The following is a 19,034-nucleotide window of genomic DNA, read 5'->3' as shown; positions in this document are numbered from 1 at the left end:
GTCCTACCCTGGGTCCATGCCCATCACTCCCGATACCAAGGACTGGACCTGGGTGCTCGAGCGCCCCTGCCTCGAGTGCGGCTTCGACGCCTCCCTCGTGGAGTCCGACGCCGTCCCCGCGCTGATCCGCCAGAACGCCGCCGCCTGGCCGTACGTCCTCGAGCGCGAGGACGCCGCGGGCCGCCCCGACGACGAGACCTGGTCGCCGCTGGAGTACGCCGCGCACGTCCGCGACGTGCACCGCATCTACCGGCTGCGCCTCGGGCTGATGCTCGAGGGCGACGACCCGCTCTTCCCCAACTGGGATCAGGACGTGGCGGCGGTCGAGGAGCGCTACGACCAGCAGGACCCCGCGGCAGTCGGCCGCGAGCTCGTCGAGGAGGCGGCCCGCATCAGCGACGTCTTCGAGGGGGTCGACGGCCGGCAGTGGCAGCGACCGGGTCGCCGCAGCGACGGCGCGTCCTTCACGGTCGAGACGATCGCGAAGTACTACCTGCACGACGTCCAGCACCACCTGCACGACGTCCAGGGCTGAGCACCCCGGGCCGGGCTCGTCGCGGGGCCGTCAGCAGTCGATCAGCTGCGGGTTGAGGAACGACAGCGTCCGCGCGTAGGCGAGCGCGGCGGCGGCCGGGCTGACCGACTCCCGCAGGGTGGCGTTCGCGAAGTGCCGCCCGGTGTCCGGGTAGGTGTGCGCGGTGACGGGCGTGCCCGCCTCCTTCAGCCGGCCGACGAACGACTCCGGGTCGTCGCCCTCGGGCCACTCGTCGCTCTGCGCGTAGTGCAGCAGCGTCGGGCAGGGCACCAGCGCGTGCTCCTCCCGGCCGAGGGTCGCGTAGTAGGCGACCACGGCGTCGACGAGACCGGTGGCGGCGACGAGCAGCGCCAGCCGCCCGCCGAAGCCGAAGCCGATGAGGGCGGAGCGGGCAGCGCCGGCGGCCGATCCGGTGCGCACCGCGTCGGCGACCGAGGCGAGGGCGCGGTCCTGCGCGGCCATCGCGGCGAGGTCCCGCGCGTCCTCGGCGGCGAGCGTGGCCCAGCCGTCGTAGAGGTCGGGGACGAGCACGTGGTAGCCGTGCTTCGAGACGGCCTCGGCGAACGGCTCCAGCCAGGGCAGCCGGCCGAACACGTCGTGCATGATCACCACGACGGGGCGGCCGGGGTGCCCGTACTCGAGGGCGATGCCCGGAGACGGGATCTGGACGAGCTCGCTCATCCCTCCACCCTGCACCGCGGGACGGCCCGATCGGCCTGTCGGCGCCGATCCCGTCGGCGTGTCGCGGTCCGGACTCACCGCTCGACGGTGAAACCCTGCTCGGCGCCGTACTCCTCCAGCTCGGCCTGCCAGTCGAGCAGCCCCGCCTGGAGGGTCGTCTCGCCGGTGTAGGCCGTGCCGACGGAGTCGTTGAACACCGCGGCCGCGTAGACCTGGTAGGGGAGGAAGCGGACGTCGTCGGGGGCGTTCTCCGACGCGGTCGCGTACTCCCGGTTGACGGCCTGCCCGCCGAAGTACTCGCTCGGCCGGTCGAGGAACGCGGGCGACGCGGTCGCGGCCCGGTAGGCGGGCCAGAGCCCGGAGTCCCGGATGACGTCCACGCCGTCGCCCGCGGTGGCGAAGGTCAGGAAGTCGACGGCGAGCTCCTTGCTCCCGCTGCTCTCGAGCACCGAGAAGCCGCCGCCGCCGTGCTCGGCGGCCACGCTGCCGCCCGGCTCCCACTGCGGCAGCTGCGCCACGCGCCAGTCGCCGGCGGCGTCGGGGGCGCTCTGGGTCAGGGCGGAGGCCATCCAGCTGCCGGCCGGGAGCGTCGCGATCCGGCCCGCCGCGAGCATCTTCCGCCACTCGTCGCTCCAGTCGGCGACCGGGGCGAGCAGCCCGCCGTCGAGCAGGCGCTGCCAGTTCTCGGCGTATCGCGCGGTGCCGGGGTCGGCGAGATCGATGGCGACGGCGGTGCCGTCCACGGAGAAGGGCCGGCCGCCGGCCTGCTGGATGAGGCTGGTGGCGAGTCCGGGATTGCCGACGTCGTTGAGGATGTAGACCTCCGGGTCCGCCGCGTGCAGCTGCTCCGCGGCGCCGACGTACTCCTCCCAGGTGCCGGGCACCGCCACGCCGAGCCGCTCGAAGACGGCGCGGTTGTAGAACAGCACCATCGGCCCGGAGGCCCACGGCAGTCCGTAGACGGTGCCGTCCACCTGGGACGCCGCCCACGGCCCCGGCGCGAACTCCTCGGAGAGCTCGTCGGCGCCGAGCGGCCCGAGGTCGGCGAGGGCGCCGGAGAGGGCGAACTGGGGGAGCGCGGTCGAGTCGAGGAAGGCGATGTCGGGACGTCCCGATCCGGCGGCGATCACGTTCTGCAGGGCGGTGTACTGCTCGTCGCCCGTGCCCACGTCGACCACGTCGATCTCGACCCCCGGGTGCTCCTCCTCGTAGAGCTCCGCGACTTCCGGCAGCTCCTCGTCCCAGCTCCACACGAGCAGGGAGTCGTCCTCCGCCTCCGTGCGGTCGGCGCAGCCCGTGAGCGCGGCTGCGAGGGCGGCGACGGCGAGTGCCGCCGCCGGGCGGGAGTGGTGCCGGAGAGACATCGTCGTCCTTCGCTCGATCGTGGTGCCGTCCCGGAAGGGGGAGGCCGTCGCCGATCCTACGAGACGCGGGGCCGAGATGGTTGCCTTACCATGCCTTTCATGTCCGCAGACGACGCGCTCGAGGCGATCCCCCCGCCGGACTTCCTCGACGAGCTCCTGGACGAGCTGAGGCTCAAGAGGAGCCACTATGGGGAGATGACCGACGTTCCGCGCCGCCCCTCACTGGCTGACGTGGCACGCCTCGCGGGCGTCGCGCCCGTCACGGCCTCGCGAGTCGCGAACGGGCAGACGAACGTCGTCCCCGCGACGCGGCAGGCCGTCCTGGAGGCGATGCGCACCCTCGGCTACCGGCCGAACAGCGCCGCGCGCGCCCTGAAGAGCGGCTCGTTCCGCACCCTCGGTGTCGCGGTCTTCAGCCTGGACACCCTCGGGATGATGCGGACCGTGGACTCGATCGCCACTGCAGCGGCGGAGGCGGGCTACGCGATCACGCTGGTGCCGGTCTCGGCACCGAGCCAGACCGGGCTCAACGGCGCCTTCACGCGCTTCGGCGAGCTGGCGGTGGACGGCCTGATCGTGGTCGTGGAGACCTATCTGCGGGACACGGCGGAGCTGGTCCTCCCCGAGATCCCCCGCGTGCTCGTCAATGCGGCCGCCGGCGCCCAGGGGCCCGTGGTCGACGCCGACCAGGCGGGCGGCGTCCGGGCCGCGGTCGAGCACCTGCTCGGGCTCGGGCACCGCACGGTGCACCACATCGCGGGCCCCCGCGGCTCCTTCGCCGCCGAGCGCCGGGAGACGGCGTGGCGGGAGGCGCTCCTCGCGGCGGGCGCGCCCGTGCCGCCGACCCGCTACAGCAACTGGCGCTCGGACGGCGGCTATCTCCAGGGCGCGGCCCTGGCCGAGGCGGGCGACTGCACGGCCGTGCTGGTCTCCAGTGACGAGGCGGCGCTCGGGGTCTACCGCGCCTTCGCGGAGCACGGCCTGCGGATCCCCGACGACGTCAGCGTGGTGGGCTTCAACGACATTCCGGAGGCGCAGGACTTCTCCCCGCCGCTGACGACCGTCCGGCAGGACTACCGGGCGGTCGGGGCGAAGTGCGTCGAGCTGCTGCTCGACCAGCTCGCGAACGGCGTCAGCGACGACCCCGTCCTCGAGCTCGTGCCGACCTCGCTGATCGTCCGGGCGAGCACCGCGCCGCCCGCGACCCGCTAGGCCGTCGGGCGTGGCCGGCCTCGCCGCGGTGATCGCCGCGCTGGAGCGGATCTGGCCGGAGAACCGGGCGGTGAACGTCGTCTTCCACGGCCACAGCGTTCCCGCGGGCTACTTCGCGACGCCCCTGATCGACCGGCGCGCCTCCTACCCGCACGTCGTCGCCGGCAGGCTCGCCGAGCGCCACCCGCACGCCGTCCTCAACGCGATCGTCACCGCCGTCGGCGGGGAGCACTCGGAGTCGGGCGCGCGCCGGATGGGCGAGGTGCTCGGCCACCGCCCCGACGTCGTGGTCCTCGACTACGCACTGAACGACCGGGTGATCGGGCTCGGCCGGGCCGGCCGCGCGTGGGAGTCGATGATCGCCTCCGTGCTCGGGGCCGGCGCCGTCCCCGTGCTGATCACGCCCTCGCCGGACCTGACCGCCGATCCGACCGACCCCGCCGACGAGCTCGTGCGGCACGCCGAGCAGATCCGCGGACTCGCCGAGCGGGACGGTGTGCTGCTCGCGGACCCGTTCCGCGTCTTCCTCGGTCTGCACGAGCGCGGCGAGCCCCTGGCCGGGCTGATGTCGCAGGCGAACCACCCGAACGGGCGCGGCCACGCGATCATCGCGGCGGAGATCCTCGCGCTGTTCGCCGAGACGGAGCCGGCGGGGGAGGGGAGTCGGAGCGAGTGACGGGAATCGAACCCGCGCTATCTGCTTGGGAAGCAGAAGTTCTACCATTGAACTACACTCGCGCGGCGCCGCTCAGGCGCATCACGCCATGCTAGCAAGCCCCGCGCCCTAAGCTCGCCTCGTGCTGCTCTCCGATCGCGACATCAAGCTCGAACTCTCCTCCGGCCGCGTCGGGCTCTCGCCGCACGACCCGGCGATGATCCAGCCCTCGTCGGTGGACGTGCGGCTCGACCGCTTCTTCCGGCTGTTCGACAACCACCGCTACCCCTACATCGACCCGGCCGAGGACCAGCCCGAGCTGACGCGCCTGGTCGAGACTCCGGCGGGCGAGGCGTTCATCCTGCACCCCGGCGAGTTCGTGCTCGGCTCGACCTACGAGGAGGTCGCGCTCCCCGACGACATCGCCGCGCGGCTCGAGGGCAAGAGCTCGCTGGGGCGGCTGGGGCTGCTCACGCACTCGACGGCGGGCTTCATCGACCCGGGCTTCACCGGGCACGTCACGCTCGAGCTGAGCAACGTCGCGACGCTGCCGATCATGCTCTGGCCGGGGATGAAGATCGGCCAGATGTGCTTCTTCCGCCTGAGCTCGCCCGCCGAGCAGCCCTACGGCTCGGCGGCCTACCTCTCGCGCTACCAGAGCCAGCGCGGCCCGACCGCCTCCCGCTCGTCCCTGAATTTCCACCGAACCGACGTCTACAACGACTGACCCCCTCCGCGAGATGCCACTTGTGCACACGACACGCCGTGAAAGGCGTGCACAAGTGGCATCTCGCGGGCGGGGAGCGGTCAGCCGAGCAGGCGGGGGAGCTGCAGCACGAGCCAGGGGGAGAAGGCCCAGGGGGTCGCTCGGGCGGCGGCGAGCGTCGCCTCGGGGTCGACCCACTCGACGTCCATGACCTCGTCGGCGCGCGGGTTCAGGGCATCGCGGCTCGACACGGTCGCGGTGTAGACGGGGCAGATCTCGTTCTCGACGATCCCGGAGGCGTCGACCGCGCGGTAGCGGAAGTCCGGCAGCGCGACCTCGAGCGTCTCGAGGCGGGCACCGAGCTCGCGCTCCGCGCGGCGCACCACCGCGTCCTCGATCCGCTCGCCGGGAGCGGGGTGCCCGCAGAACGAGTTGGTCCACACGCCGGGCCAGGTGCGCTTGCCGAGCGCGCGCCGGGTGACCAGCAGCGCGCCGTCGGGGGCGAAGACGTGGCAGGAGAACGCGAGGTGCAGGCGGGTCTGCGTGTCGTGCACGGTCGCCTTGTCCGCCACGCCGACGGCGGCCCCGGACTCGTCCAGGAGGACCACCTCCTCGAGGAGATCCAGCTGCTCGAGCTCGTCGGTGCGCACGGCGATTCCTTCCGAAGTCATGACCGTAAGTCAAGCACGACGGCGGAACTCAGCCGGCTTATTGCTAGAGAAGCGAGTTTGTTAGCCTCGACCCCGTGGATACGCGCGACCCCGTGGTTCTCTCCCGAAGGCGGCAGGAGCACGTCGATGCTGTCCTCGATCGGTTCTTCTCGCTGGCGCGCTCGCGCGCGACCCGGCTCGGACCCCGCTACCTGACCCTCTGGCAGACCATCGAGGCGAACACCCGCGGCGGCAAGCGCTTCCGCCCGCTGATGGTGATCTCGGCCTACGAGGCGCACGGCGGCCAGGACCCGGAGGCGTCCGCCCACCTGGGCGCGGCCTTCGAGCTGCTGCACACCGCGCTGATCGTGCACGACGACGTGATCGACCGCGACTTCGTCCGCCGCGGCGGCCCGAACGTCTCCGGCAGCTACCGCGACGAGGCGACGACCGCCGGCCTCTCGATCCCGATCGCCGAGCACCGCGGCACCTCCGTCGCCGTCATCGCGGGCGATCTCGCGCTCACCGGCGCGCACCGCCTGGTCGAGGGCGTCGGCGCCTCCGACGGCGTCCGCGCCCGCCTGCTCACCCTGCTGGACGAGGCCGTCTTCGCCTCCGCCGCGGGCGAGCTGGCCGACGTCGACTTCTCGCTGATGCCCGGCATGCCCTCCGTCGACGAGGTGCTCGAGATGGAGCGGATGAAGACCGCGGTCTACTCGTTCGAGGCACCGCTGCAGGCCGGCGCGATCCTGGCCGGCGCCGACGACGCGGCGGTCGAGGCGCTCGGCGAGTTCGGCCGCGGCATCGGCATCGCCTACCAGATCGTCGACGACCTGCTCGGCGTCTTCGGCTCCGAGGGGCAGACCGGCAAGACCACGCTCGGCGATCTCCGCGAGGGCAAGCGCACGGTGCTGATCGCGCACGCGGCCGGCACCGACCGCTGGCCGGAGATCGAGGGGCTGATCGGCGACGAGCACCTCGACCCGGACACGGCGGAGCGGGTGCGCTGCATCCTCGAGGAGTGCGGCTCGCGCGGCTACGCGGAGGCGCTCGCGAGCGACTTCGCGAACCGGGCCTGGGACGCGCTGCACACCCCCGCGGTGACGGAGGCGTTCCGCACCGAGATGCGGCCACTCGTCTCCAGCGTCCTCGGGCGCACCCGATGACCGCCGGACAGGCCGCCTCGCAGCCGTCGGCCGCCCGCCACGCGCGGATCTCGGGCCCGATGCTTCTCGACGCCCGCGCGCGCCGTACGGTGGCACGATGAGCCGGCAGAGCGAACTGTACGACCGGGTCGCCCATGAGGCGTCCGCGCAGGTGATCCGGCGCTACTCCACCTCCTTCGGCCTGGCGACCCGCCTGCTCGGCGCCGGCGTGCGCGAGCGCGTCGAGGACGTCTACGCGCTGGTGCGCGTGGCCGACGAGATCGTGGACGGGGTCGCCGAGGAGGCGCACCTCGACCGCGCCGCCGTCGAGGAGTCGCTCGACGCCTTCGAGGCCGAGACCGAGCGCGCCCTCGCCAGCGGCTACAGCGCGAACCTCGTGATCCACGCCTTCGCCCGCACCGCGCGGGCGACCGGCTTCGGCACCGAGCTCACCGCGCCGTTCTTCGCCTCGATGCGCGCGGACCTCCGCGAGACGGTGCACACCCCGGAGTCGTTCGAGAGCTACGTCTACGGCTCCGCCGAGGTCGTCGGGCTGATGTGCCTGCACGTCTTCCTCGCCGCACCCGACGCGGGGCTCGTCTCGCCCGCCGCGCGCGACCGCCTCGTCGCCGGTGCCCGTCGCCTGGGCTCCGCGTTCCAGAAGGTCAACTTCCTCCGCGACCTGGCCGCCGACGTCGACGGCCTCGGCCGCAGCTACTTCCCCGGGGTCGACCCGCGGGCGTTCTCGGAGACCGACAAGGCGGTCCTGCTCGCTGACCTCGACGACGACCTCGCCGCCGCCGGCGCGATCGTGCCGGAGCTGCCGCGCTCGAGCCGCCGTGCCGTGCTGCTCGCGCACTCCCTCTTCGCCGCCCTCGCCGACCGGATCCGCGCGACCCCCGCCGAGGAGCTCCTCCGTGCCCGGGTCAGTGTCCCGACCGCGACGAAGGCGGCGCTCGCCGCCCGCGCCGCGGTCTCGACGATCGGCCCGCGCCTGGGCACCGGCCCCGCCCGCGCCTCGCGCTCGGCGAGCGGCCCGCACCGCGCCGTCGTGATCGGCGGCGGCATCGGCGGACTCGCCTCCGCCGGCCTGCTCGCCCGCGACGGCTGGGACGTCACGCTGCTCGAGCAGCGCGAGGTCGTCGGCGGCCGCGCCGGCTCCTGGGAGCGCGACGGCTTCCGCTTCGACACCGGCCCCTCCTGGTACCTGATGCCCGAGGTGTTCGACCACTTCTTCCGCCTGATGGGCACGAGCGCCGCCGAGCGCCTCGACCTCCAGCGCCTCGACCCGGGCTACCGGGTGTACAGCCAGGGCATCGAGGAGCCGATCGACGTGCTCGCCGATCTCGAGTCGAACCTCGCCCTGTTCGAGAGCATCGAGCCCGGCGCCGGCGCCCGGATGCGGGTCTACCTCGAGTCGGCCCGCGACACCTACGAGGTCGCCAAGCGCCGCTTCCTCTACACCAGCTTCGCGTCCTTCCTCCCCCTGCTGCGCCGCGACGTGCTCAGCCGCACCGGGCGGCTCGGCCGCCTCCTGCTCACCCCGCTGGACACCTTCGCGGCGACCGCGGTCACCGACAACCGCCTGCGGCAGATCCTCGGCTACCCGGCCGTCTTCCTCGGCTCCTCGCCGTTCGCGGCGCCGAGCATGTACCACCTGATGAGCCACCTCGACCTGGCCGACGGCGTGCTCTACCCGATGGGCGGCTTCACCCGCCTGATCGCGGCGGTCGCCGAGGTGGCGGAGGAGGCGGGCGTCACCGTCCGCACCTCCTCGCCCGCGACCCGCATCCTCACGACCCGCGCCCCGCGCGGCAGCCGGCGCGGCGCCGAGGTCGTCGGCGTCGAGTACGAGGGGCCGGAGGGGACGAAGCGGCTCCCGGCCGAGCTCGTCGTCAACGCCTCGGACCTCTTCACCACCGAGCAGTCGCTGCTGCCCGACGAGCTGCGCAGCTACCCACCGGAGTACTGGGAGAACCGCGAGCCCGGCCCGAGCGCCGTGCTGGTGCTGCTCGGCGTCCGCGGCGCGCTGCCGCAGCTCGAGCACCACACGCTGCTGTTCACGAGCGACTGGCGCGAGAACTTCGGCCGGATCTTCGGCGAGACCCCCTCCGTCCCCGACCCCGCGTCGATCTACGTCTGCCGCCCGAGCGCGACCGACCCCGGCGTCGCTCCCGAGGGCCACGAGAACCTCTTCGTGCTCGTGCCGATCCCGGCCGACACCTCGATCGGCCACGGTGGCGTCGACGGCGCCGGCGACGCGCAGGTCGAGGCGATCGCGGACGCCGCGATCCGCCAGATCGCGACCTGGACCGGTGCCGAGGATCTCGCCGAGCGGATCGTGGTGCGCCGCACCATCGGACCGGCCGACTTCGAGAGCGACCTCGGCGCCTGGCGCGGCTCGATGCTCGGACCGGCGCACATCCTCTCGCAGAGCGCGTTCTTCCGCTCCGGCAACGCCAGCGCGCACGTGGACGGGCTGCTCTTCGCGGGCAGCTCGACCATCCCGGGCATCGGCCTGCCGATGTGCGTGATCAGCGCCGAGGTGATGCTCAAGCGCGTGCGCGGCGACGTGTCGACCGAGCCGCTGCCGGTGCGCGAGGCGCCCTCGGCGCCGGTCGCTCCGAGCGTGGCTCCCGAGCCCGAGCCCGAGCCCGTGGCCGAGCCCGAGCCCGTGCCCGAGTCGGTCGTCGCGGTCGCGGGGGAGTAGCGCGTGGGGGTCCTCTACCTGCTCGCGCTCGTCGTCTCGATCACCGGGATGGTCGTGCTCGACCGGCGCTTCGGCCTGTTCTTCTGGGCGGACGCCCGCCGTGCCGCGATCGTGCTCCCGGCCGGCGTCGCGTTCTTCCTGCTCTGGGACCTCGCCGGGATCGGACTCGGGGTCTTCTTCCGCGGCGAGACGCCGTACATGACCGGGCTGCAGATCGCGCCGGAGCTGCCGATCGAGGAGGTCCTCTTCCTCACGCTGCTCTGCTACCTGTCGATGGACGTGCACGGGTTCCTCGCGAAGCGGGCGGAGGCGCGCGCGTGACCTACCTGCTCCTGAACGCGGTGTTCCTCGCGGTGGTCGCGGTGCTGCTCGTGGTCGCGCTCCGCCGCGGCCGGCTCCGGCTGCTTGCGCTGCTCGGCACCCTCGCGGTGCTGCTCGTGATGACCGCCGTCTTCGACAACATCATGATCGGCGTCGGGCTCCTCGTCGCCTACGACGACGACCTGATCTCCGGCATCCGCATCGGCGTCGCGCCGATCGAGGACTTCGCCTACGCGATCGCCGCCGCGCTCGCCCTGCCGGCGCTCTGGACCCTTCTGCCCGCCCGCCGCCGGAGCGCCCCGTGAAGCGGCTGCGCGCGCTGTTCGTCTCGAGCCGCCCGCTGAGCTGGGTCAACACGGCGTACCCGTTCGCCGCGGCCTACCTGCTGACCACCCGCGAGCTCGACCTCGCCTTCGTGCTCGGCACCCTCTACTTCCTGATCCCCTACAACCTCGCGATGTACGGGATCAACGACGTCTTCGACTACGAGTCCGATCTGCGGAACCCCCGGAAGGGCGGCGTCGAGGGCGCTGTCCTCGACCGCAGCGAGCACCGCGCGACGCTCATCGCGGCCGTGGCGACGAACGTCCCGTTCCTGATCGCGCTCGTGCTGCTCGGCTCGCCGCTCTCCTGGCTGGTGCTGGCGATCAGCGTCTTCGCCGTCATCGCCTACAGCGCGCCCGGACTGCGCTTCAAGGAGCGACCCTTCGTCGACTCGCTCACCTCGGCGACGCACTTCGTCAGCCCCGCGGTCTACGGCCTCGCGCTCGCGGGCACGACGGCGACGCCGGGTCTGTGGGCCCTCCTGGTCGCGTTCTTCCTCTGGGGGATCGCCAGCCACGCCTTCGGTGCGGTGCAGGACATCCTCGCCGACCGGGCCGGCGGCATCGGCTCGATCGCCACGGTGATCGGCGCGAAGGCGACGGTGCGCTTCGCGATCGGCGCGTACGTCGCCAGCGGGCTGCTCCTGCTGCTGCTGCCCTGGCCGGGAACCCTCGCCGCGCTGCTGGCGATCCCCTACGCGCTGAGCGTCTGGCCGTACCGCTCGCTGTCCGACGAGCAGGCCGAGCGGGCGAACGCGGGCTGGAAGCGCTTCCTCGCTCTGAACTTCCTCACCGGGTTCCTGGTGACGCTGCTCCTGATCCTGTTCTGGCTCGCGACCTGATCGGAGCTCGCGGGCTGACACGAGTTCGCGAGCAGATCAGTCGCTCGTCCGGGCGGCGGCGGCCGGCGTCTTGACCGGCAGCAGCAGCGCGAGCCCCGCGGCCAGCACGACGACCAGCCCGAGGATGCCCCAGTACTGCACGTCGGCGTCGTCGGAGACGCCCGCGGCGATCGAGACGGCCGCGGCGAAGGCGGCCGGCGCGAGGAACGACGCGGCACGACCGGTCGTGGCGTAGAGACCGAAGATCTCGCCCTCGCGCCCCTCCGGGATCAGCCGGGAGAGGTAGCTGCGGCTCGCCGACTGCGCGGGGCCGACGAACAGGCACAGCAGCAGGCCGAAGACCCAGAACGCGGTCGCGCCGGCGTCGTGCAGGAGGAAGACGGCGCCGCCGCAGACGATCAGCCCGATCAGCGAGGCGACGATGACGGACTTGGGCCCGAGGCGGTCGTCGAGGGCGCCGACGGCGATCGTCGCGACCCCGGCGACGATGTTCGCGGCGATCGCGAAGAGGATGACCTGGCCCGCGCTGAAGCCGAAGGTGCCCTGCGCCAGGACGCCGCCGAAGGTGAAGACGCCGGTCAGGCCGTCGCGGAAGACGGCGCTCGCGAGCAGGAAGGCGAGTGTCGTCGGGCTCTCGCGGCGGAGCGCCCCGATCTGGCGGAAGAGCGCGCGGTAGGACTCGAGCACGCTCACCCGCTCCCCGCCGCCGACCCGTCCCGGGAGCTCCGGCACCGCGAACAGCACCGGCAGTGCGAAGACGGCGAACCAGACGCCGGCGAGGAGGATCGAGACGCGGACGTCGAGGCCGTCCTCGCCCGTGACGCCGAAGAGCCCGACCTCGGGGGAGATGAAGCCGAAGTAGAGGATCAGCAGGAGCGCGATGCCGCCGACGTAGCCCATGCCCCAGCCGAAGCCCGACACACGACCGACGCTCGCCCGGGTGGAGACCTGGCTGAGCATCGCGTTGTAGTTGACGCTCGCGAACTCGAAGAAGATTGTGCCGACGGCGAGCAGGCCGAGCCCGAGCCAGAGGTAGGCCGGGTCGGGGCGGACGAGGAACATCAGCAGGATGCAGGCGACGACGACCGCGGAGTGCAGGCCGAGCCAGCGGCGCCGGCTCCCGCCGAGGTCGGCGCGGCGACCGGTGACCGGGGCGATCACCGCGACGACGACACCGGCGCCCGCGAGGGTCCAGCCGAGCGCGGCCGAGACACCGCTCGGCGTGCCGAAGAGGCCGTCGGTGGTGAGGTAGACGGTGAAGACGAAGGTCGTGACGACGGCGTTGAAGGCGGCGCTGCCCCAGTCCCACAGCCCCCAGGCGAGGACGGGCCAGCGGCCGGTGCGGGGGCGGGGGGCGGTTCCGGCGGTCATGGACTCACCGTAGGGGGAGCCGGAGAACGGAAGGTAGCGTGACGTTTTCTGCAGCCTGAGAGTTGAGTCGATGCGACTCAGGTTCTCGGCTCTCGACTTGACTCCCCGCGACCCATGCGTAAACTTGAGCGTGCGGGGCTCAACTCCCGCGAACGACTTTCCCGCAGAAGATCCACCAGTGAGGGGCGGCCCGACGGCCGCCCGCGAAGGAGAAACACGCATATGTCCCGTGCCGTAGGCATCGACCTGGGAACCACCAACTCGGTCGTGGCCGTCCTCGAAGGTGGCGAGCCCACCGTCATCGCCAACGCCGAGGGCTTCCGCACCACCCCGTCCGTCGTCGCGTTCACCAAGGACGGCGAGGTGCTCGTCGGTGAGACCGCGAAGCGCCAGGCCGTGACGAACGTCGACCGCACCCTCGCCTCCGTCAAGCGCCACATGGGCACCGACTGGACCTTCGCCGTCGAGGACAAGAAGTACACGCCGCAGGAGATCTCGGCGCGCATCCTCGGCAAGCTCAAGCGCGACGCCGAGCAGTACCTGGGCGAGAAGGTGACCGACGCGGTCATCACCGTCCCGGCCTACTTCAACGACGCCGAGCGCCAGGCCACGAAGGACGCCGGCGAGATCGCCGGCCTGAACGTGCTCCGCATCATCAACGAGCCGACCGCCGCGGCGCTCGCCTACGGCCTCGACAAGGGCAAGGAGGACGAGCTCATCCTCGTCTTCGACCTCGGTGGCGGAACCTTCGACGTCTCCCTCCTCGAGGTGGGCAAGGACGACGACTTCTCCACCATCCAGGTCCGCGCGACCTCGGGTGACAACCGCCTCGGCGGCGACGACTGGGACCAGCGCGTCGTCGACTACCTGGTCAAGCGCTTCAAGGACTCGACCGGCGTCGACGTCTCGAAGGACAAGATCGCGCGCCAGCGCCTCAAGGAGGCGGCGGAGCAGGCCAAGAAGGAGCTCTCCTCGAGCACCTCGACCAGCATCCAGCTGCCGTACCTCTCGCTCACCGAGAACGGCCCCGCGAACCTCGACGAGACGCTCACCCGCGCCAAGTTCGAGGAGCTCACGAACGACCTGATCGAGCGCACCCGCAAGCCGTTCACCGACGTCATCGCGGAGGCCGGTGTCAAGGTCGACGACATCGCGCACGTCGTGCTCGTCGGCGGCTCGACCCGCATGCCGGCCGTGGCCGAGCTGGTCAAGAAGCTCACCGGCGGCAAGGAGCCCAACAAGGGCGTCAACCCGGACGAGGTCGTCGCCGTCGGCGCCGCCCTGCAGGCCGGCGTCCTCAAGGGCGAGCGCAAGGACGTCCTGCTCATCGACGTCACCCCGCTCTCGCTCGGCATCGAGACCAAGGGAGGGATCATGACCAAGCTCATCGAGCGCAACACGGCCATCCCGACCAAGCGCTCCGAGACCTTCACCACGGCCGACGACAACCAGCCGTCCGTCGCGATCCAGGTCTTCCAGGGCGAGCGCGAGTTCACCCGCGACAACAAGAACCTGGGCACCTTCGAGCTGACCGGCATCGCGCCGGCGCCGCGCGGCATCCCGCAGGTCGAGGTCACCTTCGACATCGACGCGAACGGCATCGTGCACGTGTCCGCCAAGGACAAGGGCACCGGCAAGGAGCAGTCGATGACGATCACCGGCGGCTCGTCGCTGCCCAAGGACGACATCGACCGCATGGTGCGCGAGGCCGAGGAGCACGCCTCCGAGGACAAGGCCCGCCGCGAGGCCGCCGAGGTCCGCAACAACGCCGAGACCCTCGCCTACTCGATCGACAAGCTGATCAAGGAGAACGAGGACAAGCTGCCCGAGGACGTCAAGACCGAGGTCCAGGGCGACGTCGACGCGCTGAAGACCGCGCTCGCCGGCGACGACGACGCGGCCGTCAAGACCGCGTTCGACGCCCTCAACGCCTCGCAGACCAAGATCGGCCAGGCCATCTACTCGCAGGACCAGGCCGCGCAGAGCGCCCCGCAGGACGCGCCGGCCGAGGACGAGAAGAAGGACGACGAGGACATCGTCGACGCCGAGGTCATCGACGAGGACGAGCCGAAGGACACGAAGTAGCGATGGGGAAGCACAACCAGGAGCCGGACAACGGCGTGCCCGAGGACGAGCCGACCAGCGGAGCCGAGGCGGCCGAGTCCGCCCAGGACACCGAGGGCCTGATCGAGGCCGAGGGTCCCGACGTCGAGACGACGCTCTCCGACGCCGACCTCTCGTTCCTCTCCGGTCAGTCCGACGCCGAGACGCTCGCGGCCGAGCACCTCGCCGACCTCCAGCGGGTCACCGCGGAGTACGCGAACTACCGCAAGCGCACGGAGTCGAACCGCCAGGTCGACAAGGAGCGGGCGATCGGCGACGCGGTGAAGGTCATCCTCCCCGTGCTCGACGACATCGACCGCGCCGAGAAGCACGGCGACCTCGCCGAGGGCGGCCCGTTCACCGCCATCGCGCAGAAGCTGCGCGGCGGCATCGAGAAGCTCGGGCTGGTGAAGACGGGCGCCGTGGGCGACCTGTTCGACCCGAACATCCACGAGGCGATCTTCCAGCAGCCCACTCCCGGCGCCGAGACCTCCACGGTCGCGGACGTCGTCGAGTCGGGCTACTACCTCGGCGGCTCGCTGCTGCGCGCCGCCAAGGTGGTCGTCGCGGTCCCCGCCGACTGACCCGCCTCCCGCACCACTGCGGAGCCTCCGCTCCCGAGCAGGGGCCGTCCCGAGCACGGGCGGCCCCTGCCGGGCGGCGGGGGCCGCGCACCACGACGCACGCCGCACGACGGCACCGGGCCCCACGACGACCCGGGCCGCAGGACGGCACAGGCCGCACTACCGAGAAGAAAGAGGCGCATGGCCAGCCAGGATTGGTTCGACAAGGACTTCTACAAGATCCTCGGTGTCTCGAAGGACGTCTCCGCGGCGGACCTGAAGAAGACCTACCGCAAGCTCGCCCGGCAGTTCCACCCCGACTCCAACCCGGGGGACGCGAAGGCCGAGGCGCGCTTCAAGGAGATCAGCGAGGCGTACACCGTCCTCTCCGACGCCGAGCACCGCAAGGAGTACGACCAGATCCGCGCCATGGGCTCCGGCGCCCGCTTCACGGCCGGCGGCCAGCCCGGCGGCTTCGACGACGTCTTCGGCAACGTCTTCAACCAGGGTGGCGGCGGCCGCACCTCGTACAGCACCCAGCAGGGTCCGCCCGCCGGCTTCGAGGACATCCTCGGCGGCATGTTCGGCAACGCGGGCGGCGGCCGCTTCGGCCAGCCCAGCGGCGGATTCCGCGGCTTCGGCGGCCCGCAGAAGGGCGCCGACGTCACCGCCAGCACCACCATCGACTTCCGCACCGCGACCCAGGGCGACACCGTGCAGCTGCAGACCGGCGAGGGCCGCGCGCTCTCGGTCCGGATCCCGGCCGGGGTCGCCGACCAGCAGAAGATCCGCGTCCGCGGCAAGGGCCGCCCGAGCCCCGACGGCGGCGAGCCCGGGGATCTCGTGCTCACCGTCGCGGTGCGCAAGCATCCGGTCTTCGAGCGCGACGGCCTGAACCTGCGCGTCACCGTCCCCGTCACCTTCGTCGAGGCCGTCTTCGGCGCGACGATCGAGGTGCCGACCCTCGGCGGCGACCCGGTCAAGCTCCGCGTCGCGCCCGGCACCCCGAGCGGCCGCGTGCTGCGGGTCAAGGGCCGCGGCGTCGCGACCGGCAAGGGCACGGGCGACCTGCTCGCCGAGATCCAGGTCGCGGTGCCCGACCACCTGTCCGGCGCGGCGCGCGACGCCCTCGAGGCCTACGCGGCAGCCGAGCCGTCGGACAACCCGCGGGACGACATCCTGGAGAAGGCCCGCTACTAGCGCGGCATCGGCACGAGGGCGGTCCGGCCCGTCCGGGCCGGCCGGAGAGGAGGAGACGTGGACGAGAGCACCCCGGTGTTCGCGATCGCGGTCGCCGCCGACCTCGCCGGCATGCACCCCCAGACCCTGCGGCAGTACGACCGGCTGGGCCTCGTGCGGCCGACCCGGACGGCCGGCAAGTCCCGCCGCTACTCGATGCGCGACGTCGTGCAGCTGCGCGAGGTCGCCCGGCTCTCCTCCGAGGGCGTCTCGCTCGAGGGCATCGCGCGCATCCTCCAGCTCGAGAACCAGGTGCTCTCGCTGTCGCAGCGCGTGCGCGAGCTGGAGTCCGCGCTGGCCGACGAGCTGCTCAACCGCCCCGGCCGCCGGGTCTTCGCCGCGGGTCTCGAGGGCGACGTCGTCACCCTCCGGCACGGCACGCGCGCGCAGCGGCGGACCGAGCTCGTGGTCTGGCGGCCGCTGCCGCACGGTGCCGACGGGGATGCCGACACCCCCTGAACAGGGCTAGCCTGACGGGGTGCTCGGAACGGACCGGGCCGCTGAGAGGGCACCATGACTCAGGACGACCGCGGCGACGACGCCGCGACGCCGGACGCCGAGACTTCCGACTACAGCCGCGAGGACTACGCGATCCACGCGACCCGGAGCGAGCTGCCGCTCTTCGCGGACGCGGTGGCCGACCGGCGCAACGACTCCGACTGGCTCTCCTCGCTCTCGGGCGTCCTCGGCGGCACCGAGAAGGACACCGCCGCGGCCGCCGCGCAGGCGGCGCTCGAGCGCCGCGCGCGCCGGACCGACGGCACCTGACCACCCTGCTGCGGCCGGCGGGTCTCGATACGCCCCTGCGGGGCTACTCGACCAGCATGATGTGCATGGTGATCGAGTAGCCCGCGGAGCGGGCGTATCGAGATCCACCATCGTCGGAAGTCGAGTCTGCAGACCCGCCCTGCTGAGGACGGTGGGTCTCGATACGCCCCTGCGGGGCTACTCGACCAGCATGTGAAGGCGAGGGCCGCCGGCTACTTGCGGGCCGGGATGCGCAGGGGTGCCGGGGCGCCGAGGCGGCCGCCGCTGAGGCGCTGCAGGATCTCGGAGCCGAAGGGCACGGCGCCGACGAGACGGCGCGCGTCGACGTGCTCCTCGTCGGAGTAGCTCACGAGCACGTAGACGCCGACGACGACGATCGCGGCGATGGTGGCGACGCGGACCGGGATCTGGTCGACCGCGCCGCCTCCGCCGTCGACCGGCTCGGCGAGCGTGACGCACATCAGGAAGACCGTGGCGTAGACCGCCAGGTGCCGGTGGGTGCTGCGCCAGGGCCGTGAGAGCGCGGCGATCGGCAGGATCCACAGCGCGTACCACGGGTGGATGGCGGTCGACGCGGTGACGAAGGCCAGCAGCGCGCCGGTCAGGCGGGCGAGCGGGTCGATCGCCCGTCGCGACAGCATCAGTGCGCCGGCGATCAGCCCGGCGGCGAGCAGGGCGAGCATCTTGACCACGGCGATCGCCGTCGCCGGGTCGTGGCCGGTCATCTGCACGGCCGTGGAGACCGCGACGACGACCGCGGACATCGGCGCGTACCAGTGCAGGATCGAGCCGGGCACGATCATCGCGCCGATCCAGCCCACGCCGACGCCCGCGGCGAGGCCGATCGCGACCACGACGGCGAGCGCGCCGGCGCCGCTCCAGGCCCAGGCGCGGATCCGCTCGCGCAGCGTCGCGTCGTGGCGGAGCCAGAGCAGCGCGAGCACCGGCAGCGCGATGACCGCCACCGGCTTGACCGCGATCGCCGCTCCCATCAGCAGCACCGCCGCCACCCGGCGGTCGGTGTGCCCGTAGTAGAGCGAGGCGAGGATCAGCGCGATCATCACCGAGTCGTTGTGCCCGGCGACGACGAAGAGGACGAGGGTGAGCGGGTTGGCGACGAGGCTCCAGGCGGTGAGCGGGACGGACAGCCCGCGCAGCCGGGCGAGCCGGAGCGCGTAGACGGCGCTGACCGCAACCCCGGCGACGGACAGCGCGCGGAGCATCGCGATCGAGAGCTCGGGGAAGGTCCAGCCGGCGACGTGCACGGCGGTCTGCTCGGCGAGCAGGTAGAGCGGGCCGTAGGGCGTCGGGGTGTCGGCCCAGCGCGGATCGACGCCGAGGGCGAACCAGCCGGGGAGGGTGGCGACCCCGCTGGAGTACGGGTTCACGCCGGCCGTCATCAGCCGGCCCTGCGCGACGTAGGAGAACATGTCGCGGCTGAACAGCGGGACGGCGAGCAGCAGGGGAGCGGCCCAGGCCAGCGCGGCGACCAGGATCGCCCGGACCGAGCCGGGCCGGTCGTCCAGCGCGACCGCGCGCAGGCGCAGCCAGGCGACGAGCAGCAGGATCCCGCCGCCGACGACGGCGACGACGCCGAGCTCGGTGGCGCCGGCGGAGGCGCGCAGTGCCGCGATCAGCGGCCAGCTCCGGATCGGCGAGTCGAGCGGCAGGTAGCCGACCGCGAGGGAGCCCGCGAGGATCGCGAGCGAGCCGATCAGCCCGACCGCCAGGGGCGCCGCCGTCGACAGCAGCGGCGCGCGCAGGCGGATGCCCTGCGTCCGGACCTCGTCCGGTCGTCGTGTCGTCCCCCGAGTCACCATCCCGGCCACGCTAGGGGACCCGCATC

General features: G+C 72.5%; 19 protein-coding genes and 1 tRNA gene. 14 read left to right on the top strand and 6 right to left on the bottom strand.

What is annotated here, in order from left to right:
* The first annotated feature begins 16 nt into the window (after positions 1-16).
* Entirely contained in the window at positions 17-535 is a 519-nt protein-coding gene (locus EDF43_RS00895) for a DinB family protein (RefSeq protein WP_132434862.1), read from the top strand.
* A 30-nt stretch (positions 536-565) separates the two neighbouring features.
* Here EDF43_RS00895 and EDF43_RS00890 read toward each other — a convergent pair whose 3' ends face one another.
* Both EDF43_RS00890 and EDF43_RS00885 read right to left on the bottom strand, forming a co-directional pair.
* Entirely contained in the window at positions 566-1,216 is a 651-nt protein-coding gene (locus EDF43_RS00890) for a dienelactone hydrolase family protein (protein WP_132434860.1), read from the bottom strand.
* A gap of 74 nt (positions 1,217-1,290) precedes the next feature.
* Positions 1,291-2,580 carry a sugar ABC transporter substrate-binding protein gene (locus EDF43_RS00885; RefSeq protein ID WP_132434858.1) on the bottom strand — a complete coding sequence of 430 codons (1,290 nt, stop codon included), beginning with the start codon at positions 2,578-2,580 and terminating at the stop codon, positions 1,291-1,293.
* A gap of 99 nt (positions 2,581-2,679) precedes the next feature.
* Between EDF43_RS00885 and EDF43_RS00880 the strand changes: the two genes are divergently transcribed.
* Both EDF43_RS00880 and EDF43_RS00875 read left to right on the top strand, forming a co-directional pair.
* Complete coding sequence (locus EDF43_RS00880; protein WP_243646198.1) at positions 2,680-3,792, top strand: LacI family DNA-binding transcriptional regulator; 1,113 nt, start codon at positions 2,680-2,682, stop codon at positions 3,790-3,792.
* 10 nt (positions 3,793-3,802) lie between these two features.
* Positions 3,803-4,468: an SGNH/GDSL hydrolase family protein gene (locus tag EDF43_RS00875; RefSeq protein ID WP_132434856.1), complete on the top strand. Its 666-nt coding sequence runs from the start codon at positions 3,803-3,805 to the stop codon at positions 4,466-4,468.
* Here the strand turns inward: EDF43_RS00875 and EDF43_RS00870 are convergent.
* A tRNA-Gly gene (locus EDF43_RS00870) sits at positions 4,460-4,530 on the bottom strand. The two genes, EDF43_RS00875 and EDF43_RS00870, sit on opposite strands and share 9 nt — an antisense overlap.
* 59 nt (positions 4,531-4,589) lie before the next feature.
* Here EDF43_RS00870 and dcd point away from each other — a divergent pair.
* On the top strand, positions 4,590-5,174 hold the full coding sequence (gene dcd, locus EDF43_RS00865) for a dCTP deaminase (RefSeq protein ID WP_132434854.1): 585 nt from the start codon (positions 4,590-4,592) through the stop codon (positions 5,172-5,174).
* Between the two features lie 80 nt (positions 5,175-5,254).
* Here dcd and idi read toward each other — a convergent pair whose 3' ends face one another.
* Entirely contained in the window at positions 5,255-5,824 is a 570-nt protein-coding gene (idi, locus tag EDF43_RS00860; RefSeq protein ID WP_132434852.1) for an isopentenyl-diphosphate Delta-isomerase, read from the bottom strand.
* Positions 5,825-5,916: 92 nt separating this feature from the next.
* Between idi and EDF43_RS00855 the strand changes: the two genes are divergently transcribed.
* From EDF43_RS00855 to EDF43_RS00835, 5 genes are all read left to right on the top strand, one after another.
* Entirely contained in the window at positions 5,917-6,969 is a 1,053-nt protein-coding gene (locus tag EDF43_RS00855) for a polyprenyl synthetase family protein (protein ID WP_123734883.1), read from the top strand.
* A gap of 97 nt (positions 6,970-7,066) precedes the next feature.
* Positions 7,067-9,658, top strand: coding sequence for a phytoene desaturase family protein (crtI, locus tag EDF43_RS00850; RefSeq protein ID WP_132434850.1), 2,592 nt, complete (start codon positions 7,067-7,069; stop codon positions 9,656-9,658).
* A gap of 3 nt (positions 9,659-9,661) precedes the next feature.
* Positions 9,662-9,979 carry a lycopene cyclase domain-containing protein gene (locus tag EDF43_RS00845; RefSeq protein WP_132434848.1) on the top strand — a complete coding sequence of 106 codons (318 nt, stop codon included), beginning with the start codon at positions 9,662-9,664 and terminating at the stop codon, positions 9,977-9,979.
* On the top strand, positions 9,976-10,284 hold the full coding sequence (locus EDF43_RS00840; RefSeq protein ID WP_132434846.1) for a lycopene cyclase domain-containing protein: 309 nt from the start codon (positions 9,976-9,978) through the stop codon (positions 10,282-10,284). Before EDF43_RS00845 ends, EDF43_RS00840 begins: the two co-directional genes overlap by 4 nt.
* Complete coding sequence (locus tag EDF43_RS00835; RefSeq protein ID WP_132434844.1) at positions 10,281-11,144, top strand: prenyltransferase; 864 nt, start codon at positions 10,281-10,283, stop codon at positions 11,142-11,144. The genes EDF43_RS00840 and EDF43_RS00835 overlap by 4 nt, the downstream gene beginning before the upstream one ends.
* A 36-nt stretch (positions 11,145-11,180) precedes the next feature.
* Here the strand turns inward: EDF43_RS00835 and EDF43_RS00830 are convergent, their stop codons facing one another.
* The gene (locus tag EDF43_RS00830; RefSeq protein ID WP_132434842.1) at positions 11,181-12,515 is read right to left on the bottom strand and encodes an MFS transporter; all 1,335 of its coding nucleotides are present in this window, start codon (positions 12,513-12,515) and stop codon (positions 11,181-11,183) included.
* A 222-nt stretch (positions 12,516-12,737) separates the two neighbouring features.
* Between EDF43_RS00830 and dnaK the strand changes: the two genes are divergently transcribed.
* The 5 genes from dnaK to EDF43_RS00805 all read left to right on the top strand — a co-directional run bounded on the left by dnaK (position 12,738) and on the right by EDF43_RS00805 (position 17,188).
* Positions 12,738-14,600 (top strand): molecular chaperone DnaK, encoded by a 1,863-nt coding sequence (dnaK, locus tag EDF43_RS00825; protein WP_123444861.1) that lies wholly within the window; start codon positions 12,738-12,740, stop codon positions 14,598-14,600.
* 2 nt (positions 14,601-14,602) lie between these two features.
* Positions 14,603-15,202 (top strand): nucleotide exchange factor GrpE, encoded by a 600-nt coding sequence (gene grpE, locus EDF43_RS00820; RefSeq protein WP_123444862.1) that lies wholly within the window; start codon positions 14,603-14,605, stop codon positions 15,200-15,202.
* Positions 15,203-15,382: 180 nt separating this feature from the next.
* Positions 15,383-16,381 carry a DnaJ C-terminal domain-containing protein gene (locus EDF43_RS00815; protein WP_123444863.1) on the top strand — a complete coding sequence of 333 codons (999 nt, stop codon included), beginning with the start codon at positions 15,383-15,385 and terminating at the stop codon, positions 16,379-16,381.
* A 57-nt stretch (positions 16,382-16,438) separates the two neighbouring features.
* The gene (locus tag EDF43_RS00810) at positions 16,439-16,879 is read left to right on the top strand and encodes a MerR family transcriptional regulator (protein ID WP_132434840.1); all 441 of its coding nucleotides are present in this window, start codon (positions 16,439-16,441) and stop codon (positions 16,877-16,879) included.
* A gap of 54 nt (positions 16,880-16,933) precedes the next feature.
* Positions 16,934-17,188: a hypothetical protein gene (locus EDF43_RS00805; protein WP_123734888.1), complete on the top strand. Its 255-nt coding sequence runs from the start codon at positions 16,934-16,936 to the stop codon at positions 17,186-17,188.
* Positions 17,189-17,400: 212 nt separating this feature from the next.
* On the opposite strand, the gene mptB is transcribed toward EDF43_RS00805, so the two are convergent.
* On the bottom strand, positions 17,401-19,008 hold the full coding sequence (gene mptB / locus EDF43_RS00800) for a polyprenol phosphomannose-dependent alpha 1,6 mannosyltransferase MptB (protein WP_132434838.1): 1,608 nt from the start codon (positions 19,006-19,008) through the stop codon (positions 17,401-17,403).
* Between the last annotated feature and the right edge of the window lie 26 nt (positions 19,009-19,034).

The organism is Rathayibacter sp. PhB179 (assembly GCF_004345345.1).
GTDB lineage: Bacteria > Actinomycetota > Actinomycetes > Actinomycetales > Microbacteriaceae > Rathayibacter > Rathayibacter festucae.
This window is presented reverse-complemented; position numbering and strand designations above follow the sequence as displayed.